A 19,806-nucleotide genomic window follows, 5' to 3' on the forward strand; every position below is an offset into this window, starting at 1 on the left:
TCCGGGTCCGCCCGCCCACGGTGCAGGGCGGCCGAGCCCGCTCGTCAGGCCTGCACCGTGGGCCGGACGACGATCTCGCTGACGTCGATGCCCGCGGGCTGTTCGATGGCGTAGCAGATCGCGGAGGCGACGGCGGAGGGCGGCATGGCGATCTCGTCGCGCTGCCGGGCGAGCGCCGCCGCCGCCTCGGGGCTGCCTCCCTGGCCCACGCCCTCGGTGGCGGTGAAGCCCGGTGAGACGAGGGTGACCCGCAGGTCGGGCCCGGACTCCTGGCGCAGACCCTCGGTCAGCACCTTCACCGCCGTCTTGGTCGCCGCGTACACGGCCTGCGGGGACTTCACGGCGTAGGCCGCGGTGGAGGCGATGGTGACGAACTGGCCGGAGCGCTGCTCCCGGAAGACGGGCAGCGCCGCCGCGATCCCGTTCAGCAGACCGGTGATGTGGGTGGCGACCATGGCGTCCCAGTCGTCCTGGCGCAGGTCGTCGAACGGGGACACCGCCATGGTGCCGGCGTTGGAGACCAGCACGTCGAGCCGGCCGAACCGGTCGAGTGCCGTGTCCGTCAGGCGCCGCAGGTCCTTGCGGCGCGTCACGTCGACGACGGTCCCGACGGCGCTGCCGCCCTGGGCCGTGATCTGCGCCACCACCGCGTCCAGCCGGTCCTGGCGTCGCGCCCCGAGCACGACCCGGGCCCCCTTCCCGGCGAGGTGGAGTGCGGTCTCCGCGCCGATTCCGCTGCTGGCGCCGGTGATTGCCACGACCTTGCCCTCGATGCCCGACATGGCGGCTTCCTTCCCGAAGGTGGGCAGGCCGAAGTGTGGCCTACGATGGAAGTGGGGATCCCTCCACTTGGCTCCACGCTAAGTGGGGATCTCCCCGTTTGGCAACCGGCCGGCAGTCACAGGAAGGGACGGCAGGTGACCGACCGCAGCTCACAGCGCCCGCTGCGCGCCGACGCGCGGCGCAACAGGGACCGGATCCTCGCCGCCGCCGTACGCGCGTACGCCGAGGAAGGGCTCGACGCCCGCCTGGAGCACATCGCCAAGGCGGCAGGCGTCGGCAGCGCCACCCTCTACCGCAACTTCCCCACCCGGGAAGCCCTGATCGAGGCGGTCTACCGCAACGAGGTGGCCCAGTTGTGCGATGCGGTCCCCGGCCTGCTCGCCACCCGGCCGCCCTACCAGGCCCTGCACGCCTGGACGCGGCTCTTCCTCGACTACGTCGCCGCCAAGTCCGGGATGGTCGACGCGCTGCGCGCCATCGCCGCCGCCGGGAACAACCCGCACGGCCACAGCCGGGACATGATCCGGCAGGCCCTCGCCGAGCTGATGGCCGCCTGCGCGGCCGTCGGCGCGATCCGTGCCGACATCAGCCCCGCCGACCTGGGCGCCGCCCTCGAAGGCATCGCCCTCACCTCGGGCACGCCGGAGCAGCGAGCGCGGGCCGAACGCCTGCTGGACCTCACGCTGGACGGGCTGACGGCGCGTCCGTGAGCCCGCTCGCCCGGCCGCCGGTGGATGGACGTCACGGCGGCCGGGCTCTGGGCGGCGGTGGGACGGGCCCGGACGGCGGACCCCGGGGGAGGGGAGGGGTGCCGTCCGGGCTCGTTGCCCACCCGGTGCTCGTCTCACCCCGGTCCGGCGGCCCAAACCCCCGGAACCGGCCGGGCCCTGACGGTGGCGGGGCCGTCGGCGGGTACGGACCGGGATTTCCGGAGCGAAAGGGCATGGGCCCGGCGAATCGGGATAGACGAGCGGGCGGAAACCCACTGCTCGCTCGGAAGGAGCCCCTCGTGTCCGACACATCCCGCCTCCCCGGACCGTTCGAGCACCGCTGGTCCTGGCAGTTGAAGGGGACCTGTCGCACCGTTGACAGCAGCGTCTTCTTCCACCCGACCAACGAGCGCGGCGCCGCGGCGAAGCACCGTGAGCAGGTGGCGAAGTCGGTGTGCGCCCGCTGCCCGGTCCTCGCCCAGTGCCGCCAGTACGCGATGGACGTCCGTGAGCCCTACGGCGTGTGGGGCGGTCTGACGGAGGAGGAACGCCGGGTCCTGCTCGCCCGCGGGCGGCGCCGCCATTCCTCCGCCGCCGCCTAGCAACCGGCCCGGGCGCCAGGAGAGTTGGTGCATGCGCGGGCCCCAGTTCTGCGAGAGAGAGTGAAGACGATGGGTATCGGCGGTTGCATCCTCCTGTTCGCCCTGGGCGCGGTGTTGGCGTTCGGCGTCGACTGGCACCTGTCCGGGGTCAACGTGCACATGGTCGGCTGGATCCTGATGGCCGCCGGCCTGCTCGGCCTGATCACCTACGCGAGCGTCTTCCGGCGACGGCGCTTCACGGGCCGGGCGGGCGCCGACGAAGTCGTCGAGGAACGGCGCTACTACGAATGAGGCGTGGGTAGGCGGCCCGACCGGCGCGGCGCTCGCCAAGCCCGGCGACCGCCCGCCCGAGTAGCGGCCCCGGGGCCGGCGGCCGCTACCGGTCCGGGCCGCGTCAGCCGCGCTGCACGGTGACCCGGTCCACGGCCGTGCCGTCCTCGGTGAGGGACCGCACCTCCAGACGGGCCGGCGCACCCCCGGCAGCGGGGGTCACGTCCACCGCCACCAGGCAGTAGCCGGTGTAACGGACCCTGGACCAGGTGACCTTGACGGTCTGCTCGTGGCCGCTCGGGTCGGACACCACCATCGGCACCGGGGCGTCGTTCGCGGTCTCGTGCCCGAGATAGGTGTCGGAGGCCGGGAACTTGTAGAGCCCGCCGCCACCGCCGCCCGCGACGACGTACGTGGTGCCGTCCTTCACCGGGTTGACGGTGTCACCGGGGCCGACCTTGCGGGTGGCCTTTCCGGCGCGGATCGGGTCGGTCCGCTCGTAGACGTGGTTGTGGCCGCTGAGCACCAGGTCCACCTGGTACTTGTCGAACAGCGGGGCCCAGTCCTGCTGCGCGCCGAGTTCGGCGCCGTTGTCGTGGCAGGTGGAGTACGTGCACTGGTGCAGGTAGACCACGATGAAGTCGATCCCGGCGTCGGCGCGCAGCGCGGCGAGCCGGCTGTCCAGCCACTTCTTCTGCTTGCCCTTGGTGTGGTTGAGGTTGACCGGGGTGTTGTAGCAGATGTCGTTGCCGTCGAGGCTGACCATGCCGACGTTCTGGTAGCGCCAGGAGTAGATGCCGGTGGACTGGTCCCAGGCGTTGTCGGGCATCGTGAACCGGGCGCGGACACCCCCGTAGCCGTCGGGCCCGTACCACGGCTCCATCTCGTGGTTGCCGACCGCCAGCATCCACGGGGTCCGCGCGGCGACGGGTTCGTTCTGTACGAAGAAGGAGTCCCACAGGCGGGCGTCGTACGCGTCGCCGGTCGTGCCGCTGCCGCCGCTGTTGGCGTACGACAGGTCGCCCATGTGGAGGTGGAACGCGGGGTCGAGGCCGGCGACCAGGTTGCCGGTGGCGGCCGCGTTGTACCCGATGCCCTGGTCGCCGAAGGCCGTGAAGGTGAAGCCGGCGCCGCGACCGGGGGCGGGCGCGGTGCGGAAGCTCGCCACGTCGCCGAGCCGGGTGTGCTGGCCCGCCGGGTCGTGGCCCTGGTGACCCACGACGTAGTAGTAGGTGGTGTCCGGGATCAGCTGGTCGAGCCGCGCGTGCAGGTAGTACTGGGTGACCGTGGTGGGCCTGACCAGGGGCTGGTCCTCGACCGGGTGCTGCCAGGACAGCTTGCTGACCAGGGTGCGGACCTCGGCGGCGACCGGGGCGCCGAAGTCGCCGGGCTGGAGGCCGATCCGGACGAAGGGCGCGGTCACCGCGTCCGGCACCTGCCAGGAGACGACGACCTGTCGGGACGGGTCGGCCCCGAAGGCGAGGTGTCGGCCGAAGGGGCGCAGGGCGGATCCGGCGGTCCGGTCGCCGCGGGGGGAGAGGAGGGGCGGGGTGTCGAGGGCGGTGGGGCGCGGGGTGGCCCGGGCGGTGCCGGGCAGCAGGAGGCCGCCGGCGGCGAGGGCTGCGCCGCCCGCCGCGCCGACTCGGAGGAGGTCGCGCCGGGAGTGCCGTGGTGTCTCGGACATGACACCAAGTTAGGAAACTTCCCTAACTTCTGGCAAGAGGGACTACCGGACCTGACGCGTCGTCAGCCGCCGCCCTGGCCCCCGCATTCGTCGATCCGAGGCCCGCTCACCCGATGGTCACCACCCGGGCCCACTCCGGCGGGGAGTCCGGGCGGTAGTCCGGGTCGTCCTCGCGGTAGCCGCCCGATCGCGGGAAGAGGCCGACGACCGTACGGCAGGGCGGGGCGGCGGACGGCCACGGCGTCTGGCCGTCGGTCAGCACCACGATGACATCCGGCCGAGGGGCGGAGCGCAGGGCGGCGTCGAAGCCGGTGCGCAAGTCCGTGCCGCCGCCGCCGACCAGCGGAATGCCCGCGACCCGGCAGAGCGAGTGGACGGCCTGCGCGGCGGCGTCGCACGGGACGACACTGACCTGGTCCCGGCGGCCGCCGACCGCCCGCGTGATCGCCGCGACCTCCAACAGGGCGCTGCCCAACTCGTCGTCCGACACCGACCCGGACGTGTCGATGACCACCGCGACCCGGGGCGGCCGCCGCCGCAGGCTCGGCAGGAGCACGCCCGGCACCCCGGCCGACCGGCGGGCGGGGCGGCCGTAGCTGTAGTCCTCGCCCGCGCCGGGCCCGGACACCGCCGAGCGCACCGCCGCGCCCAGCAACTGCCGCCACGGCTGCGGCGGGTGGAACGCCTCCTCGGCCCAGCGCCGCCAGCCCGCCGGGGCGCTGCCGGGGCGGCCCCGGATGCCCTCGGCGACCCGGAAGCGGACGGCGTCGCGCTCCTGCTCGGTCAGCCCGTGGGCGCCGTCGGGGCCCAGCTCCCAGGGACGGTCGGTGCCGTCGGCGCCGCTGCCGCAGTCCAGCCAGGCCGCGTCCAGGTCGCGCGGGTGGAACCGGTAGCCGCGCAGGTACTCCTCCATCAGCAGCCCCACGGGCAGCAGCAGTCGGTCGGGCAGGACCGCCCCGGCCGGCCGGACCAGGCCGTCCCCGTACACGTCGTCGTTGATCTCGCAGTCGGCGGCGATGTTGGTCCGCAGCTGCGCGGCCGGGCCCTCCAGGCCGAGTTCGCGGGCGATCCGGCGGCCGCGCCCGTGGTGGTCGCGCAGCAGGTGCGAGACCTCGTGCACCCAGACGCCGGCGAGTTCCTCCACCGGCGTGCGGTCGACGAAGGCCGGCGAGGCGTAGCAGCGCCAGTACCGGTCGACGCCCATGGTCGGCACCTCCCGCGACTCCACCAGGTGCAGCGCGAACAGGGCGGTCGCCAGGTACGGCCGGGCCCGGGCGGCCTGCAGCCGGGCGGCGTACAGCTTCTCGACGTCCAGCTTCCCGGTGCCGGGTTTCCTGATGACCGGTTTCACGGCGTCCGGTTTTCCTGCGTCCGGTTTCGAGGTGTCCGGCGTGGGGTTGCTCACCGGCCCGCCTTCCCCGCCACGCGGGCGGCGGCGCGGTCGGCCCGGCGGGAGAGCGCCAGGGCCGGGGCGAGCCGCTCGATCGACGGCGGCACGTCCCAGTCCTCCCGGCGCAGCGAGGCCAGGGTGGTGGCCGGGACGACCAGCAGGTCCGGCGCACCGGTCTCCAGCGCCCCGACCAGCAGCGCCCAGGCCGCGTCCCAGCGCGCCCGGGACGGCCGGTTGCGCACGGCCGCGACGACCCCGTCCAGCACCGCCTGGCGCAGGTCCCCGCGGTCGGGGAGCACCGCGCCCGCGGGGTCGGCGAGCAGGTCCTCGGGGTCGGGCAGGTCCATCCGGTCCATGCTCGCCATCAGCTCCAGCCCGGGGCCGTCCCCGACGGTGCCGCGGATCAGCAGCGACAGCACGTCCCGGGAGGAGCCGGCCGCGGTCGCGAAGGCGACCAGCCGCAGTGTCATGTCCCAGCTGCGCGGGGACGGCCAGGCACCGCCGCGCCGGGCCTCGGTGGTGGGCATGCGGTGCACCAGCTCGGGGCGGGCGGCGAGCAGTCCGCACACCGCGCGCCGGGCGAGCGCGACGGCCTCCGGCAGCGCGTGCGGGTCGAGCCGGGGCAGGGTGGCGACCGGCCAGACGCCGCCCAGGCCGCGCACCACCACCTCGTGGTCGTGCACCCACTGCAGGTGGACGAAGCGGTTGGCCAGTGGCGGGCTCAGCTCCCAGCCGTCGGCGGCGGAGGCGCGGGGGTTGGCGGCGGCCACGATCCGTACGCCGGGCGGCAGTCGGAGCGTGCCGATGCGGCGTTCCAGGACCACTCGGAGCAGCGCCGCCTGGACGGCGGGCGGCGCGGTGGACAGCTCGTCCAGGAACAGCAGTCCGCGCCCGGCCCGGACCAGCCGCACCGCCCAGTCCGGCGGCGCCATCGGGACGCCCTGCGCTGCCGGGTCGTCGCCGACGATGGGCAGCCCGGAGAAGTCGGAGGGCTCGTGGACGCTGGCGATCACCGTGGTCAGCGGCAGCTCCAGGGCCTCGGCGAGCTGGTGGAGCGCGGCGGTCTTGCCGATGCCGGGCTCGCCCCACAGGAGGACGGGCAGGTCGGCGGCGACGGCCAGGGTGAGGGCCTCCAGCTGGGAGTCGGCGCGGGGTTCGGTGGTGGTGTCGTCGAGCAGGTCGAGCAGCCGGCGGGCGACGTCGAGGCGGGCGGCCTCGGGGCGGGCGGCGTCAGCGCCGTCCGTGTCAGCGCAGTCCGCGTCGGTGCGGGCGGCTTCGGGGGTGTGGGCGGGCATGGTCGTGGTCATGGTCATGGGTCATCACCTCAAGGAGTCTGGTACGGAAGGGCGTTCAGCGTCTGTGGGCCGGCGACGGCATCAGTAGTGGACGACGGCGCGGTGGGCGCGTGAGTAGTGCGTGCGCGGGCACCGGTTCGGCCGGGACGCGACGGTGCCGGGAGCGGTGAGGCCGGCCCGGTAGAGGCCGTAGGCGATCCGCCGCTGCGTGGCCGCCGCCAGTTCGTCCCGCAGCGGGCCGTCGCGCAGCACCGCCTCCGGGCCGAGCAGGCCCTCGATCAGTGCCAGCGCTCCGGCGGTGTCGCCGTGGTCCAAGCGCTCGCGGGCTCCGTCGAGTTCGTGCGGGCGGCGGTGCGCCAGGTCGACGGCGCGCAGGCAGGGCAGCGGGGTGCCGGACAGGGCGGCGAGCAGCTCCTCGCGGCGCAGCTCGGCCGGGTCGTGGTCGAGCGGGGTGAGCACTCCGTCGACCAGGCCGATCCGGTGCCGGGCCCCTCGGCAGTCCACCAGCCGCTGCGTCGACAGCGGCGCGGGCGGGCTCGCGCAGGTCTGCGCCGGGCCGCCCGGTGCCAACGCGTCGGCCACCAGCGGGTGCAGGCGGGCCGGCTCGATCACGCCGCTACGGAGCAGGTCGAGGTCGGGCGGCACCCAGGTCGCGGCGTCGGGCAGCAGTGGCAGCGCCGAGGTGTCCCCGACGGCCTCCGCCACATCGCCGTCCGGCCCGAGGACCAGCCGCCGCCGCCGTTCGAGCCGTACGACGACGGGCCCGTCGGGGCGTCCCTCGGCGCGCCGCAACAGCTCGGCCTCGGCAGCCCAGCGGTCGACGGCGCCGCGCCCCGTGGCAACGCCAACCTCCGTACCGGAACGGCCGGTTGGAGTGGCGGCCCCGGAGCGTACGGCCAGCTCCCCGCTGCGCCCGGCGTCCCAGAGGTGCCGGTGCAGGTCGAAGCGGAACCGGCGGCTCGGATGCGGATGCGGGTGCGGTGACCGGCCGTCGCCGCCGGGCCCGTCCCAGAGCGCCAGGGCGATCCGCTGCCCGTACTCCGCCCAGCCGGGCGGGGTGCGGACGACCAGGGACACCGGCTGTTCGCCCGGGTAGCGGGCCAGCGCCATGGTGAGCCCGGGGCGCAGCAGCCCGTCGGGCGCGGACCGTGGCAGGTGCCAGCGCAGCAAGTCGGGTGCGAGGCAGCGGAGATCGGCGCGAAGCCGGTCGGCGAGCGCCCGGCCGTGGATGCGCGCGACGTCGCCGAGGCGGAAGTCGACCTCGACGTTGGCGGCGGCGCAGGCCCCGGCCCAGTCGCCGGACAGCCGGCGGGCGGTGGCGGTCTCGATCATGGAGGGCGGCACGGCGTACTCGCGTACGCGCCGCCAGAGGATGAGGCGGGAGTCGTTCCCGTTCGCGATCGTGGTGAGCATCAGCACTCACTCTTCGCGGACAGGACCCCCAATCTGTGAACAGCGTGAGTGGTCATCGCCGGGGAGCATAGCGCTCGCGGCCGCCCGCCCGCCACACCGTTTCGTCCGCCCGTCGCCGGAGGGCCGCCGGGTGTTCGCCGGAGGCCCGCAGGGTGCTCAAGCGCCGCTGGAAGCCCGGTCAAGTCGGGTGGTTCGTGGCGGCTTGGGTGTGTTCTGGTGGTGGGCGGAGAGAAGGCGCGGCCCCGGGTGTCGGGGGCCGGGCGGGGCAGCGCGAGGGCGAGCCGAGGACGTGCCGGGGGCGTGCCGGGGCGTAGACGTTCGCGCATGGAGCTGAGTGCGGAGGCTATGGTTCGCCGGCCCGGAGTGACCTTGACTGGTGGCACGAGGACGGACGCGGAGGGTTCCGGGAACCCCGCACCGCGTCCGACCGATCCGACTGGTTTCGACTCCGAGCGAGGGTGATCGTGATGGCTGGTGTGGTGGATCTTTCGGTGGATGCCGGTGTCGTGCTGGTGGTGGGCGGTACGGGCAAGACGGGTCGGCGGGTGGCGGACCGGTTGGTGGCGCGGGGTTTCGGGGTGCGGGTGGGGTCGCGGTCGGGTGCGGTGCCGTTCGACTGGGATGACCGGGGGACGTGGGAGGCGGCGTTGGAGGGCGTGAGTGCGGCGTATCTGACGTACTACCCGGATCTGGCGTTCCCGGGCGCGGTGGAGGCGGTGGGGGCGTTCTCGCGGTTGGCGGCGGCTCGTGGGGTGGGTCGGCTGGTGTTGTTGTCGGGGCGTGGTGAGGAGGCGGCGGAGGCGGGGGAGAAGGCGGTGATGGAGTCGGGGGCCGCGTGGACGGTGGTGCGGTGCGCGTGGTTCGACCAGAACTTCAGCGAGTCGTTCTTCCTGGAGCCGGTGCTGGCGGGGGTGTTGGCGTTGCCGGTGGGTGGTGCGGTGGAGCCGTTCGTGGATGCGGAGGACATTGCGGACGTGGCGGTGGCGGCGTTGACGGAGGCGGGGCATGCGGGGGAGGTGTACGAGGTGACGGGGCCGCGGTTGCTGTCGTTCGCGGACGTGGCGGTGGAGTTGTCGGGTGCGGTGGGTCGTGAGGTGCGGTTCGAGGCGGTGTCCGAGGAGGCGTACCGGGGGGTGTTGGAGGAGGCGGGGTTGCCGGGGGACTTCGCGGAGTTGTTCTCGGTGATCCTGGACGGCCGCAACGCGTCGTTGGGTGACGGGGTGCGGCGTGCGCTGGGTCGTGAGCCGCGGGACTTCGCGGACTACGCCCGGGAGGCCGCCGCCTCGGGCGTGTGGAACGCGTGACCAGCCCAGACCGCGACACCCGCCGTTCGTACGGCAGTTCAACAGATCGTCGGTACCGGGCGGCGCAGGCCCCCTGACCGCCCACCCCGGCCGCGGCCGGGAGCGGTGAGGAGGCCGGTGCGGCCGGGCACCGGGAGGTCCCCGCGCTGGGCGGGGACCGGGAGAACCGAAGGATGACCTATGCGCTCGAACCAGACCCCGACTCCTGCTTCCTCCACCGCTCCACAGCCCTCCGCCGGCCCGGCGGGCGGCGCGGCCCCGGCCGCCCCCGCCACGCGCAGCAAGGCCGTCGGGCCGTTGCTGATGGGTGCCACCGTCGCGATGGGGCTGATGGCGGGGCTGTTCTTCGCCTTCGACGTGTCGGTGATGCCGGGCCTGGCGGCCGGGGACGACCGGACGTACGTGACGGCGATGCAGCACATCAACAAGTCGATCGAGAACGGGATGTTCGGCCTGGTCTTCGTCGGTGCCTTCGTCGCGACGGGTCTGGCGGCGTGGCTGCAGCACAAGGCGGGCCGTCGGCAGGCGGCGCTGTGGGCGGCGGCCGCGACGGCGCTGTACGTGGTGGCGCTGGTGGTGACGATGGGCGTCAACATCCCGCTCAACAACCAGCTGGCGGCAGCCGGTGACCCGTCCCAGATCCACGACTTCGCCGCGGTGCGGGCGCAGTTCGCCGACAGCTGGGTGCCGGTCAACATGCTCCGCACCGCGCTGTGCACCGGCGCCCTGCTCGCCCTGACCCGCTCCCTCGTACTGCACGGCCGCTCCGGGCGCTGAACCCGGCCGCCCCGTACCGCAGTCGGCGCTCCCGGCGGATCCTGTCGGGAGCGCTTCGGCGTGCCCGACGGCAGGGGCGCGCAACCCGTCGTGCGGTAGGCGGGAGGCGCGACCCTTCGTGCGGCTGGCCGATTCCGGCCGCCTCCGCCGCCCGGCGGGTCGCGGCGGCCGGGTCATCGGAGCACACTGGCCGGTGCACCGCAGTTCCGACGCACAGGGGGGCACGCATGTCCGTACGACCCGTCAGGCGCGCGGCAGTTGGACGGCTCCGGATCGCGACCGGCGGGCTCGCCGTCGCGCTGGCGGTGGGAGCGGCGGTCACGCTTCCGGCCGCGCCGGCGGAGGCAGCAGGCGGCACGGGCGGCAAGGTCGTCTACCTCACCTTCGACGACGGCCCCAGCCCCGCCTACACGCCCGGAGTCCTCGCGACGCTGTCCCGCTACGGGGTACGCGCGACGTTCTTCGAGATCGGGCAGAACGTCAACGCCCATCCGTCGCTCACCACACAGGTCGCCAAGCAGGGCCACAGCGTGCAGAACCACTCCTGGTCGCACCCGGACCTGCGCAAGCTCTCCGGCTCCGCCCTCGACTCGCAGGTGCTGAACACGGACAGGGCGATCCGCGCCCGCACCGGCCGCACCCCGGGCTGCCTGCGCCCGCCGTACGGCGCGGTCGACGGCACGGTGCGCGCGCACGCGGCGGCGCTCGGCAAGCAGGTCGTGCTCTGGTCGGTGGATCCGGCGGACTGGTCCCGGCCGGGATCGGCGGCGATCCGGTCGCGGGTGCTGGACAACGTCCGCCCGGGCTCGGTGGTCCTGCTGCACGACGGGGGCGGCGACCGCAGCCAGACGGTGGCCGCGCTGCCGGCGATCATCTCCACGCTCAAGGCGCGCGGGTACGGCTTCGCCACCCTGTGCGGCTGAGGCCGTACGGCCGCACAGGGTGGCGGGGCGCCGCCGGTGAATGCCGGTGTCAGCTCCGGCCGTTGAGCACCAGCGCCCAGGCGAGGCAGCCGAGGGCTGCCGTGGCGAGCAGCGTGCGCAGCACGTTGAAGCGCACCCAGCGCGCCTCGAAGCGGCCGCGCACGGCGGCCGGGTCGGCGATCCGCTGCGGCGTCCCGGCCGCGGCCAGTTCGTCGTTCAGCGGGATGTTGACCGAACGGGTGACGCCGATCACCGCGACGTACAGGACGAGCGCGGCGATGGTGGCCGGCAGCACGTCGTGGCCGTCCGAGGGCAGGTGCAGGGCGACCGCGGCCGCCGTGGCCAGGAGGGCGCCGACGAAGCCGAGGACGAACCAGCCGTTCAGGATCGCCACGTTGACGCGCTGCATGACCTCGATGAAGGTCCGGTCCTCGACCCGCGCGAGCGCGGGCATGACCGAGCACGCGAACGCGTAGAACAGTCCGGCGGTCAGTCCACAGGTGACAGTGGCCGCCACCAGGACGAGTGTGCGTGCCGTTTCCATCGTCGTGAGCCCCTCACTTCGCGTTGTCGCTATCGCTGTCGCTGTCGCCAGCGCTGTTGCCGCAGCGCTGTCGCTGCGTGCCGGTCCTACCCCGTGGGCAGATCATCCGGCATCCGGCGCTCGCGGGCCACCTCGATCGCTCAAGAGGCTCTCAAATGACGAGGCGTCAAATAATGTCCGGCCGTCTACACTTGGCATCATGGACACTCTGACGGGACTCCTCGACGGCCCCAAGGCCCGCGGCGCGTTCCTGCTGCGGTCGATCCTCACCCCGCCGTGGTCGCTGCGGATCGAGGACCGGGCCCCGCTCTCCGTGGTGACGATGGTCCGCGGCGAGGCCTGGATCCTGCCCGAGCGCGGCACCCCGCTGCTGCTGCACCCGGGGGACGTGGCGATCGTGCGCGGCCCGGAGCCGTACACCGTCGCGGACGACCCGGACACGCCGGTGGACGTGATCGTCGGCCCCGGCCAGGTCTGCACCCGCGGCGGGGTGGACGTCTCCGAGGTGATGTCGCTGGGCGTGCGGACCTGGGGGCAGGGCCGCGAGGGCGACCAGGCCTCCTCGGTGGTCCTCTCCGGCACCTACCAGGCCGAACACGAGATCGGCCAGCGCCTGTTGGGGTGCCTGCCCGCACTGCTGGTCCGCCCGGCGGGCACCGGTGCCGACGACACCCTGGTGCACCTGCTGGCCGCGGAGATAGGGCGCAACGAGCCCGGCCAGGAGCTCGTCCTGGACCGGATCCTGGACCTGCTGGTGGTCTCCGTCCTGCGCTCGTGGCTCGCCGCCCCCGACTCCGGGGCCCCCGCCTGGTACCGCGCCCAGCACGACGCGGTGGTCGGTCCGGTGCTGCGGCTGATGCACGACGACCCGGCCACCGCCTGGACGGTCGCCGAACTCGCCCAGCGGGTCGGGGTCTCCCGGGCCGGCCTGGCCCGCCGCTTCACCGCCCTGGTCGGCGAGCCCCCGATGGCGTACCTCGCGGGCTGGCGCCTGGCCGTCGCGGCCGATCTGCTGCGCGAGCCCGAGTGCACCGTGGCCTTCGCGGCCCGCAAGGTGGGCTACAGCAACGCCTTCGCCCTCTCGGCGGCCTTCAAGCGAGTGCGCGGCGTCAGCCCGCAGGAGCACCGCCGGCTCGCCGCGACCGGTACCCCGTCGCAGCCGGTGGGCTTCTCCGGTCCGGCGGAGACGGTGATCCTGGCGGGTTGAGCCGGTCACGGGGCTCCGACGTAAGCGCTTCGGCATTTGCCTAAATGGATTAGGTAATCCCATACTGTCTGTAGCTGATGGCTGGAGCCACTGGCGGGACAGCGCGGGAGGAAGTACATGGCACGGGCAGGACTCACCGTCGAACGCCTGGTCGTCGCGGGCGCCGAACTCGCGGACGAAGTCGGCTTCGACCAGGTGACCGTCGCCGCGGTGGCCCGGCACTTCGGCGTCCAGACCGCCAGCCTGTACTCCCACGTCAAGAGCTCCCAGGACCTCAAGACCCGGATCGCCCTGCACGCCCTCGAAGAACTCGCCGACCTCGTCGCCGACGCCCTCGCCGGACGTGCGGGCCGCGACGCCCTCGGCGCCGTCGCCGACGCCTACCGCGACTACGCGGCCCGCCACCCCGGCCGCTACGACGCCACCCGCCTGCGCCTCGACGCCGAGACCGCCGCCGCCAGCGCGGGCGTCCGGCACGCCCAGATGACCCGGGCCATCCTGCGCGGCTACGACCTCACCGAACCCGAACAGACCCACGCGGTGCGGATGCTCGGCAGTGTCTTCCACGGCTACATCAGCCTGGAGGCGGCCGGCGGATTCAGCCACACCGCCGTCGACTCGCGGCAGTCCTGGGACTGGATCATCGACTCCCTCGACGCCCTGCTCCGCCAGAGCGGCGCCGCCCGCACCACCACCTGAACGGCCTGCGGACGGAGGCCCGCCGCCCGCCGCCCGTACCCGACCGGAGAAGCACCATGACCACGATCACCACCCCCGTCACCGAGGACCTCCTCCACGGCCACCTCGACGTCGAGCCGACCGGCCGGGGCCTGCTGCCGCACCGCCTGCCCGCCCGCGCCCGCCGGCAGGCACCCGACGACCAGCTCGCGATGGCCGAGTCCCAGCCGTCCGGCGTCCGCCTGGCCTTCCGGACCCGCGCCACCGCGATCACCCTGCACACCGTCCCCACCAAACGCGCCTACCCCGGCGTCCCGAACGTGCCCGACGGGGTCTACGACCTCCTCGTCGACGGCCGGCTCACCGCGCAGACCACCGTCCCCGGCGGCAACCTGCGCACCGTCGACCTGGCCACCGGCCGCCAGGAACTGACCGAAGGGCCGCCCGGCAGCGCACAGTTCACCGGCCTGCCCGACCGCGACAAGACCGTCGAGATCTGGCTCCCGCACACCGAGACGACCGAACTGATCGCCCTCGACACGGACGCCCCCGTGCAGGCCGTACCCGCCGGTGCCCGCAAGCGGTGGGTGCACCACGGCAGTTCGATCAGCCACGGCTCCAACGCGGCCTATCCGACCGGCACTTGGCCCGCACTGGTGGCCATCGGCGCGGGACTCGACCTCGTCAACCTCGGCTTCGGCGGCGGCGCCCTGCTCGACCCCTTCACCGCGCGCACGATCCGCGACACCCCTGCGGACCTGATCAGCCTGAAACTCGGCATCAACCTCGTCAACGCCGACGTGATGCGGCTGCGCGCCTTCACCCCGGCCGTCCACGGTTTCCTCGACACCGTCCGCGACGGCCACCCGACCACGCCGCTGCTCGTCGTCTCCCCGCTGCTGTGCCCCATCCAGGAGGACACCCCGGGCCCGCTCGCCCCCGACTTCAGCAGCGGCACCCTCCGCTTCCGGGCCACCGGCGATCCGGCCGAACGTGCCGCCGGCCGCCTCACCCTCACCGTCATCCGCGAGGAACTGGCCTGCATCGTCGCCGAGCGGCGGGCCGACGGCGACCTCGACCTGCACCACCTGGACGGGCTCGCCCTCTACGGTGAGCCCGAACACAAGGCCCACCCGCTGCCCGACGACCTCCACCCCTCCCCGCAGGCCCACCGCGTCATCGCCGAGCGCTTCGCCCGGCTGGCCCTCACCCCCGGCGGCCCGCTGCCGTCGGCGGGCCGCCCGGCCGGTGCGTGAGTGCCCGTATTCGCCACTCGCCACTCGCCACTCGCCACTCGTCACTCATCGCTCGGCGGGAGCCAGGAGGCTCGGGGGCGGACGTTCGGGCGACTCAAGCGGCGAGGGCCGTCCTCGCCGGAAGAGCGACGGCGGTGACGATGACCCCCCGGTGTGTGCCCCACCGGCCGGTGCAGGTCCCGGGGTGGTGGGGGTGCCGGGCGGTGAAGGTGCCGTCGGGGTGGACGGTGGCGGTGATCGAGGCAAGCGGCGTCCACGTGCGGGTGAGGGGGTGGACGGCCTTGTAGACGGCCTCCTTGGCGCTGAAGAGAACAGTGTCCCAGGGGACGGCGCCCCTGGGGAGTGCGGCGAGCCGGAGCCGCTCGTCCTCGCCGCTGACCAGGTCCAGGACGCCGTGCGGCAGTGGTCGGACCGGCTCGGCGTCGATGCCGATCGAGGTGCTGTGCGCGGTACTGGCGACCGCGCAGGCGGTGTAGCCGTGCGTGTGGGTGATGCTGCCGGCGGCACCCGACGGCCACTGCGGCGCGCCGCCGGGCCCGGGAAGCAACGGCGCCGGGGGCTGGCCGAGTTCGGCAAGGGCCCGGCGGGCCAGTGTCCGGGCAGTGGTGAACTGCTGACGGCGGCGCGGGGACCGGTCGCGGATGTAGGCCGCCTCCGAGGGGTGGAGGCGGCCCGCGTCGATGGCGTCGAACGCCTCGGCGCAACGGACGTGCGGCGGCAGGAGCGAGGCCAGCACGCCGGCGTGAGCGGTGATGGTCGGCACGGCTAGCGGCCGGCCAGGGCCAGTTGGTGGACGTGATCGGCGATGAGCCGGGGACTCTCCAGCGGGACCATGTGCCCGACCCCCGCCACCTCGTGCAGCGTGGCCTGCGGCAGCGCCGCGACGAGTTCCTGACTGAAGGCCGGCTTGACGACCTTGTCCTCGGTGCCGGTGATGACGACAGCCGGAGCGGAGATCCGGGCGAGCCCCGCACGCTGGTCCATGTCCTGCGTCGAGGCGAAGCACGCCGCCCGAGTCTGCGGCCGGGTACGGGCGAAGAGCCGCCGGTTCGCCTCGCGAGCCTCCAGGGTGGCCAGCGGCCCGTGTGTCTGGCCGAGCAACTTGCGCCCCAGCCACGGCGTTCGCAAGGCGCGGCTGAACAGCCGGGAGCCCATCATCTTGACCTCGCTCGCCGGGGTGTTCTGGCCGTGCGAGGCAGTGGAGACGAGCACCAGCCCGGCCAGCCGCCCGCTCCCACTGGCCGGACGCGAAGCGGCGAGTTCCGTGGCCCAGGCAAGCGCCGCGTAGCCACCGCCCGAATGCCCGACCAGGACGACCGGCCGCTCCGGCGTCGTCGACGTCAACGTCCCCACGACCGTGCCCAGGTCCCGGGCGAGGCGCCCGATGCTGATCGGCTCCCGCCCGGACGTGGAAGAAGCGTGCCCACGCTGGTCGTACGAGGCGACGGTGTGCCCCGCGGCTGCCAGGCGGTGGGCGGTGTCGTGCCAGACGGTGCGGGAGGCGGCCCACCCGTGGACCAGGACGATGAGCGGCCGGCCCTGATCGGGCGTCTCCGGCTGGTGCACCGTGATGGCCAGCCGCGCGTAGTCGTCGGTGGTGGCGGTGTGGTCGGTGGCGGTGACGGCGTGGTCAGTCGTCAGGGGGGGGATTTCGACGGCGGTCTGCATGACGGTGTCCTCGTTTTATTCGGCGTTGTTGTTGAGGTGGTGGTGGAGGTTGGTGAGGGCGTGTTGGGTGGCGGTGGTGTGTTTGGTGGTGAGGTTGGTGAGTTTGTGGAGGAGTTTGGGCCAGTGGTGGGGGGTGGTGGTGAAGGTGATGGTGAGGTGGGTGTGGGTGTTGTTGTGGTGGGGGGTGAGGGTGTAGGTGGTGGTGCCGTGGAAGTGGCCGGTGTGGGTTTGGGTGAGGGTGTGGTGGGGGGTGATGTGGGTGGTGGTGGAGGTGAAGTGGAGTTTGGGGCCGGGTTTTCCGATGCCGTTGGGGTGGATGGTGGTGTGGGTGGTGCCGTTGGGGTGGTGGGGGGGTGTGGGGCCGGGTTGGTGGGTGTTGTGGGGGTGCCACCAGGTGGTTGTGCCGTTGAGTTCGTTGATGATGGCGTTCCAGACGGTGGTGGGGGGGTGGGGGAGGAGGGTGTGGTCGGTGTGGTGGATGGCGTGCATGGGTTTGTTTCCTTTGCGTTTGGGGGGGTGGGTGGGGTTGGGGTGTGGGGGGGTTGTGGGTGGGTGGTGGGGTGTGGTTGGGGGATTTGGCATTGGGTCGGGTTCCCCTTTTTTGTTTCTCTGTTCTTGATTTCTTTGTTCTGTTTCTGTTTCTGTTTCTGGTTTTTGCTGTCTGGGTTTTGTGGTTTCGGGTTTTTGTGGGGTTAGGGGAAGATGTTTTGGCCGGGGGTGAGGGTGTGGGTGGGGTCGTGGTGGTTTTTGGTGGTGGTGAGGGTGGTCCAGTGGGGGCCGTAGTGGTGTTGCCAGTCGGTGGGGGTCATGTGGGGGATGGCGCCGACGGGGTAGCGTTTTGCGCCGAGTTGGGTGGCGCGGTCGTAGAGGGTGCGGTTGCGTGCGAGGGCGGGTTGGGGGTTGGTGTCGGGGTGGGGGAAGGCGAGGAGGTCGAAGAGGTAGGCGATGGGTTCGTCGGGGGTGATGGCGAGGGGGTGGGTGAGTTTGTCGGTGTGGAAGGGGTAGCAGAGGAGGAGGCCTTGGCCGATGTCGTCGGGGGTGAGGTGGGGGAGGGTTTCGGTGAGGAAGGTGTGGGTTTGGGTGGCGGGGAGGAAGAGGGAGAGCCAGGGTTTGGGGGCGTTCCAGTAGCCGAGTTTTTTGATGGTGTCGGCGAAGGTGTCGGCGCGGTAGGTGTAGTCGCGGTAGGTGGTGTCGGTGATGGTGGTGTGGGTGGGTTGGGGGGTGAGGCCGGTGAGGAGGGGTGCGGGGTCGGGGGGTGTGGTGTCGTTGTAGTGGGCGACGGCTTCGATCTTGTAGCGGGGGGGTTGTCCGTTGGGTTGGATGAGGATTTCGCCGACTTGGGAGGGGAAGCGGCCGTCGTTGAGGAGGGTTTGTTGGTCGGTGAGGTAGGTGGTGAGGTCGTCGTAGTAGAGGGTGAAGACGCGGGCGTTGTGGGGGGCGGGGATGAGTTTGAGGGTGGCGCGGGTGATGATGCCGACTTGTCCGGCGCCGGCGAGGGCGGTGTGGAAGAGGTCGGTGTTGCGGGTGGGGGTGGCGGTGAGGATGCGGCCGGTGCCGGTGACGATTTCGATGGCTTCGACGGTGTCGGCTTGGAGGCCGTGTTTGTGGACGGTGGAGCCGATGCCGCCGACGCTGATGGTGCCGCCGATGGAGAGGTGGAGGTAGTCGGTGAGGCAGGGGGGTGTGAGGCCGTGGGTGAGGGCGGCGTCGGTGAGTTGGGCCCAGGTGACGCCGGCGTCGACGGTGGCGTTGGTGGGGGTGATGGCGTGGATGCGGTTGAGGGCGCGGGCGTTGATGCTGATGCCGCCGGCGGCGCCGGCTTGGCCGTAGTTGGAGTGTGATTCGAGGTCGGTGCCGGTGCCGCTCTGGCCGTTCATGGCGACTTTGAGGTTGTTGCGGCGGGCGAAGTTGATGATGGTGGCGATGTCCTGGGCGCCGGCGGGGGTGAGGACGGCGTAGGGGGTGGTGGTGGTGAGGCGGCCGAAGTCGTGGGCGAACGCGGTGCGGGTGGCGGGGTCGGTGGTGAGGGTGCCCTGGAGGGCGGGGACGGGGATCAGGGGGGTGGTGGCGGGGGTGTCGGTGGTGGCCCAGGAGCGGGTGGCGGTGTTGTAGCCGATGACGGTGGCGGCGGCGCCGGTGAGGAGGGCGCGCCGGGTGGGGTGTGGTCGGTTCATGGCGGGTGGTTCTCCTGATCGGTGGTGTGGGCGGGCGGGTGCGGGCAACACCGGGCCGGGGCGGGGGGCGGGACAGGAGGCGGGCCGGGGGCCGGGGGCGGGGGCGGGGCCGGGTTCGGGTTCGGGTTCGGGTGGGTTTTGTGTGGGGGTGTGGTGGTGGCCCGCGGGCCCCGGGGGTCGGGGGCGGGCGTGTGGGGGGTGTCCGGGCCGGTGCCCGGGGTGGTGGGGTGGCGGCCGGTTCGGGGGTGTGGAGTTGTGGGGGCCGGCGTCGAGCGGGTGCGCGGCCCCGGGGTGCCGGGTGTCGAGTACCTGCTGCCTGCCGTGTGGTGCTGTGGTGCGGGGGGTTCGTGTCCGGGCCGGTGGTGGCCGGGCCGCGGGGTCCGGGGCGGTGGTGGTGCCTTCGTGCCGGTCCTGGTCGTGGGGTGGCCGGGCGTTGCGGTGGTCGGGGTGCGGGTCGGCGTGTGGTGGCGGGTAGTTGAGGTCGTTGCCGGCCGGGTGGGTGCCTGCCGCGGTGGGTGTGGGCCCCCGGGTTGTGGTTCGGTGTCGCTCGTGTCCGGTGGTCCGGTCGTGGCTGCCGTGGTGGTCGGCTGCTGGGTTCCGGGTTCCGGGGGCGGTGGTGGTGCTTGGGTGCCGGTCCTGGTGGGGGTCCTGGTCGTGGGTTGCCGGGTGTGGTGGCGGTCGGCTGTGGTGGCGGTCGGGGTGCGGGTCGGCGTGTGGTGGCGGGTAGTTGAGGTCGTTGCCGGCCGGGTGGGTGTCTGCCGCGGTGGGTGCGGGGCCCCGGGTTGTGGTTCGGTGTCGCTCGTGTGCCGGTGGTCCGGTCGTCGTGGTGTCCGGTCGTTGCGTGTCGTTGTCCGGCCGGGGGGTTGTCGGCGGGCCGGTGTTGGTCTGCTGGCGGCCCTACGGTCGTTGCTGCCGTGCCGTGCCGTGCCGTGCCGGTCCTGGTGCTGGTGCTGGTTGTGGCCCGGGGTTGCCGGGTGCGGGGGCCGGGTCGCGGGTTCGCGTGTGGTGGCCGGTAGTTGAGGGTGGTGTCGGCCCAGGCGGGTGCGTGCTGCGGTCGGTACCCGCTTCGCGGGTCGTCGCTTCCGTGTCGCTCGCGTGCCGGTGGTCCGCTGGTCGCTTCCGTGCTGT

19 protein-coding genes are annotated in these 19,806 nt (G+C 73.2%); 9 read left to right on the forward strand and 10 right to left on the reverse strand.

Features of this window, described 5'->3' with window-relative positions; translation table 11 throughout:
* Window positions 1–44 precede the first annotated feature (44 nt).
* Window positions 45–782, reverse strand: a complete 738-nt coding sequence (locus tag AC0B61_RS26790) for an SDR family oxidoreductase (RefSeq protein WP_471743384.1) — start codon at window positions 780–782, stop codon at window positions 45–47.
* Between the two features lie 135 nt (window positions 783–917).
* Here AC0B61_RS26790 and AC0B61_RS26795 point away from each other — a divergent pair, with 135 nt between their 5' ends.
* From AC0B61_RS26795 to AC0B61_RS26805, 3 genes are all read left to right on the forward strand, one after another.
* Window positions 918–1,493 carry a TetR/AcrR family transcriptional regulator gene (locus AC0B61_RS26795; RefSeq protein WP_471743386.1) on the forward strand — a complete coding sequence of 192 codons (576 nt, stop codon included), beginning with the start codon at window positions 918–920 and terminating at the stop codon, window positions 1,491–1,493.
* A 299-nt stretch (window positions 1,494–1,792) separates the two neighbouring features.
* On the forward strand, window positions 1,793–2,095 hold the full coding sequence (locus tag AC0B61_RS26800; protein ID WP_471743388.1) for a WhiB family transcriptional regulator: 303 nt from the start codon (window positions 1,793–1,795) through the stop codon (window positions 2,093–2,095).
* A gap of 69 nt (window positions 2,096–2,164) precedes the next feature.
* Entirely contained in the window at window positions 2,165–2,386 is a 222-nt protein-coding gene (locus tag AC0B61_RS26805) for a DUF6458 family protein (RefSeq protein ID WP_471743390.1), read from the forward strand.
* A 103-nt stretch (window positions 2,387–2,489) separates the two neighbouring features.
* Here the strand turns inward: AC0B61_RS26805 and AC0B61_RS26810 are convergent, their stop codons facing one another.
* The 4 genes from AC0B61_RS26810 to AC0B61_RS26825 all read right to left on the reverse strand — a co-directional run bounded on the left by AC0B61_RS26810 (window position 2,490) and on the right by AC0B61_RS26825 (window position 8,147).
* Window positions 2,490–4,049 (reverse strand): purple acid phosphatase family protein, encoded by a 1,560-nt coding sequence (locus tag AC0B61_RS26810; protein ID WP_471743391.1) that lies wholly within the window; start codon window positions 4,047–4,049, stop codon window positions 2,490–2,492.
* Between the two features lie 106 nt (window positions 4,050–4,155).
* Window positions 4,156–5,400, reverse strand: a complete 1,245-nt coding sequence (locus AC0B61_RS26815; RefSeq protein ID WP_471743392.1) for a vWA domain-containing protein — start codon at window positions 5,398–5,400, stop codon at window positions 4,156–4,158.
* Window positions 5,401–5,450: 50 nt separating this feature from the next.
* Window positions 5,451–6,734, reverse strand: coding sequence for an AAA family ATPase (locus AC0B61_RS26820; protein ID WP_471743420.1), 1,284 nt, complete (start codon window positions 6,732–6,734; stop codon window positions 5,451–5,453).
* Window positions 6,735–6,815: 81 nt separating this feature from the next.
* Window positions 6,816–8,147 carry a hypothetical protein gene (locus tag AC0B61_RS26825; protein WP_471743394.1) on the reverse strand — a complete coding sequence of 444 codons (1,332 nt, stop codon included), beginning with the start codon at window positions 8,145–8,147 and terminating at the stop codon, window positions 6,816–6,818.
* A 467-nt stretch (window positions 8,148–8,614) separates the two neighbouring features.
* Between AC0B61_RS26825 and AC0B61_RS26830 the strand changes: the two genes are divergently transcribed.
* The 3 genes from AC0B61_RS26830 (at window position 8,615) to AC0B61_RS26840 (ending at window position 11,151) form a co-directional block, all read left to right on the forward strand.
* Entirely contained in the window at window positions 8,615–9,451 is an 837-nt protein-coding gene (locus AC0B61_RS26830) for a Rossmann-fold NAD(P)-binding domain-containing protein (RefSeq protein WP_471743396.1), read from the forward strand.
* A gap of 180 nt (window positions 9,452–9,631) precedes the next feature.
* Window positions 9,632–10,228, forward strand: coding sequence for an anthrone oxygenase family protein (locus AC0B61_RS26835; protein WP_471743398.1), 597 nt, complete (start codon window positions 9,632–9,634; stop codon window positions 10,226–10,228).
* Between the two features lie 227 nt (window positions 10,229–10,455).
* Window positions 10,456–11,151, forward strand: coding sequence for a polysaccharide deacetylase family protein (locus tag AC0B61_RS26840; RefSeq protein WP_471743400.1), 696 nt, complete (start codon window positions 10,456–10,458; stop codon window positions 11,149–11,151).
* A gap of 49 nt (window positions 11,152–11,200) precedes the next feature.
* Here the strand turns inward: AC0B61_RS26840 and AC0B61_RS26845 are convergent, their stop codons facing one another.
* Window positions 11,201–11,695, reverse strand: coding sequence for an anthrone oxygenase family protein (locus tag AC0B61_RS26845; RefSeq protein WP_471743401.1), 495 nt, complete (start codon window positions 11,693–11,695; stop codon window positions 11,201–11,203).
* Window positions 11,696–11,894: 199 nt separating this feature from the next.
* Here AC0B61_RS26845 and AC0B61_RS26850 point away from each other — a divergent pair, with 199 nt between their 5' ends.
* From AC0B61_RS26850 to AC0B61_RS26860, 3 genes are all read left to right on the forward strand, one after another.
* Window positions 11,895–12,902 (forward strand): AraC family transcriptional regulator, encoded by a 1,008-nt coding sequence (locus AC0B61_RS26850; protein WP_471743403.1) that lies wholly within the window; start codon window positions 11,895–11,897, stop codon window positions 12,900–12,902.
* Between the two features lie 117 nt (window positions 12,903–13,019).
* Window positions 13,020–13,601 carry a TetR/AcrR family transcriptional regulator gene (locus AC0B61_RS26855; RefSeq protein WP_471743405.1) on the forward strand — a complete coding sequence of 194 codons (582 nt, stop codon included), beginning with the start codon at window positions 13,020–13,022 and terminating at the stop codon, window positions 13,599–13,601.
* Window positions 13,602–13,657: 56 nt separating this feature from the next.
* A complete protein-coding gene (locus AC0B61_RS26860) occupies window positions 13,658–14,836 on the forward strand; it encodes an SGNH/GDSL hydrolase family protein (RefSeq protein WP_471743407.1) in 1,179 nt (392 codons plus the stop codon).
* 94 nt (window positions 14,837–14,930) lie between these two features.
* Here the strand turns inward: AC0B61_RS26860 and AC0B61_RS26865 are convergent, their stop codons facing one another.
* From AC0B61_RS26865 to AC0B61_RS26880, 4 genes are all read right to left on the reverse strand, one after another.
* Window positions 14,931–15,599, reverse strand: a complete 669-nt coding sequence (locus AC0B61_RS26865; RefSeq protein WP_471743409.1) for a 4'-phosphopantetheinyl transferase family protein — start codon at window positions 15,597–15,599, stop codon at window positions 14,931–14,933.
* A 2-nt stretch (window positions 15,600–15,601) separates the two neighbouring features.
* Window positions 15,602–16,504 (reverse strand): alpha/beta fold hydrolase, encoded by a 903-nt coding sequence (locus tag AC0B61_RS26870; protein WP_471743411.1) that lies wholly within the window; start codon window positions 16,502–16,504, stop codon window positions 15,602–15,604.
* Window positions 16,505–16,519: 15 nt separating this feature from the next.
* On the reverse strand, window positions 16,520–16,993 hold the full coding sequence (locus AC0B61_RS26875) for an SRPBCC family protein (protein ID WP_471743413.1): 474 nt from the start codon (window positions 16,991–16,993) through the stop codon (window positions 16,520–16,522).
* 203 nt (window positions 16,994–17,196) lie between these two features.
* Window positions 17,197–18,678, reverse strand: a complete 1,482-nt coding sequence (locus tag AC0B61_RS26880; RefSeq protein ID WP_471743415.1) for an FAD-binding protein — start codon at window positions 18,676–18,678, stop codon at window positions 17,197–17,199.
* Window positions 18,679–19,806: the final 1,128 nt, after the last annotated feature.

This window comes from Kitasatospora sp. NPDC023385, assembly GCF_055664045.1.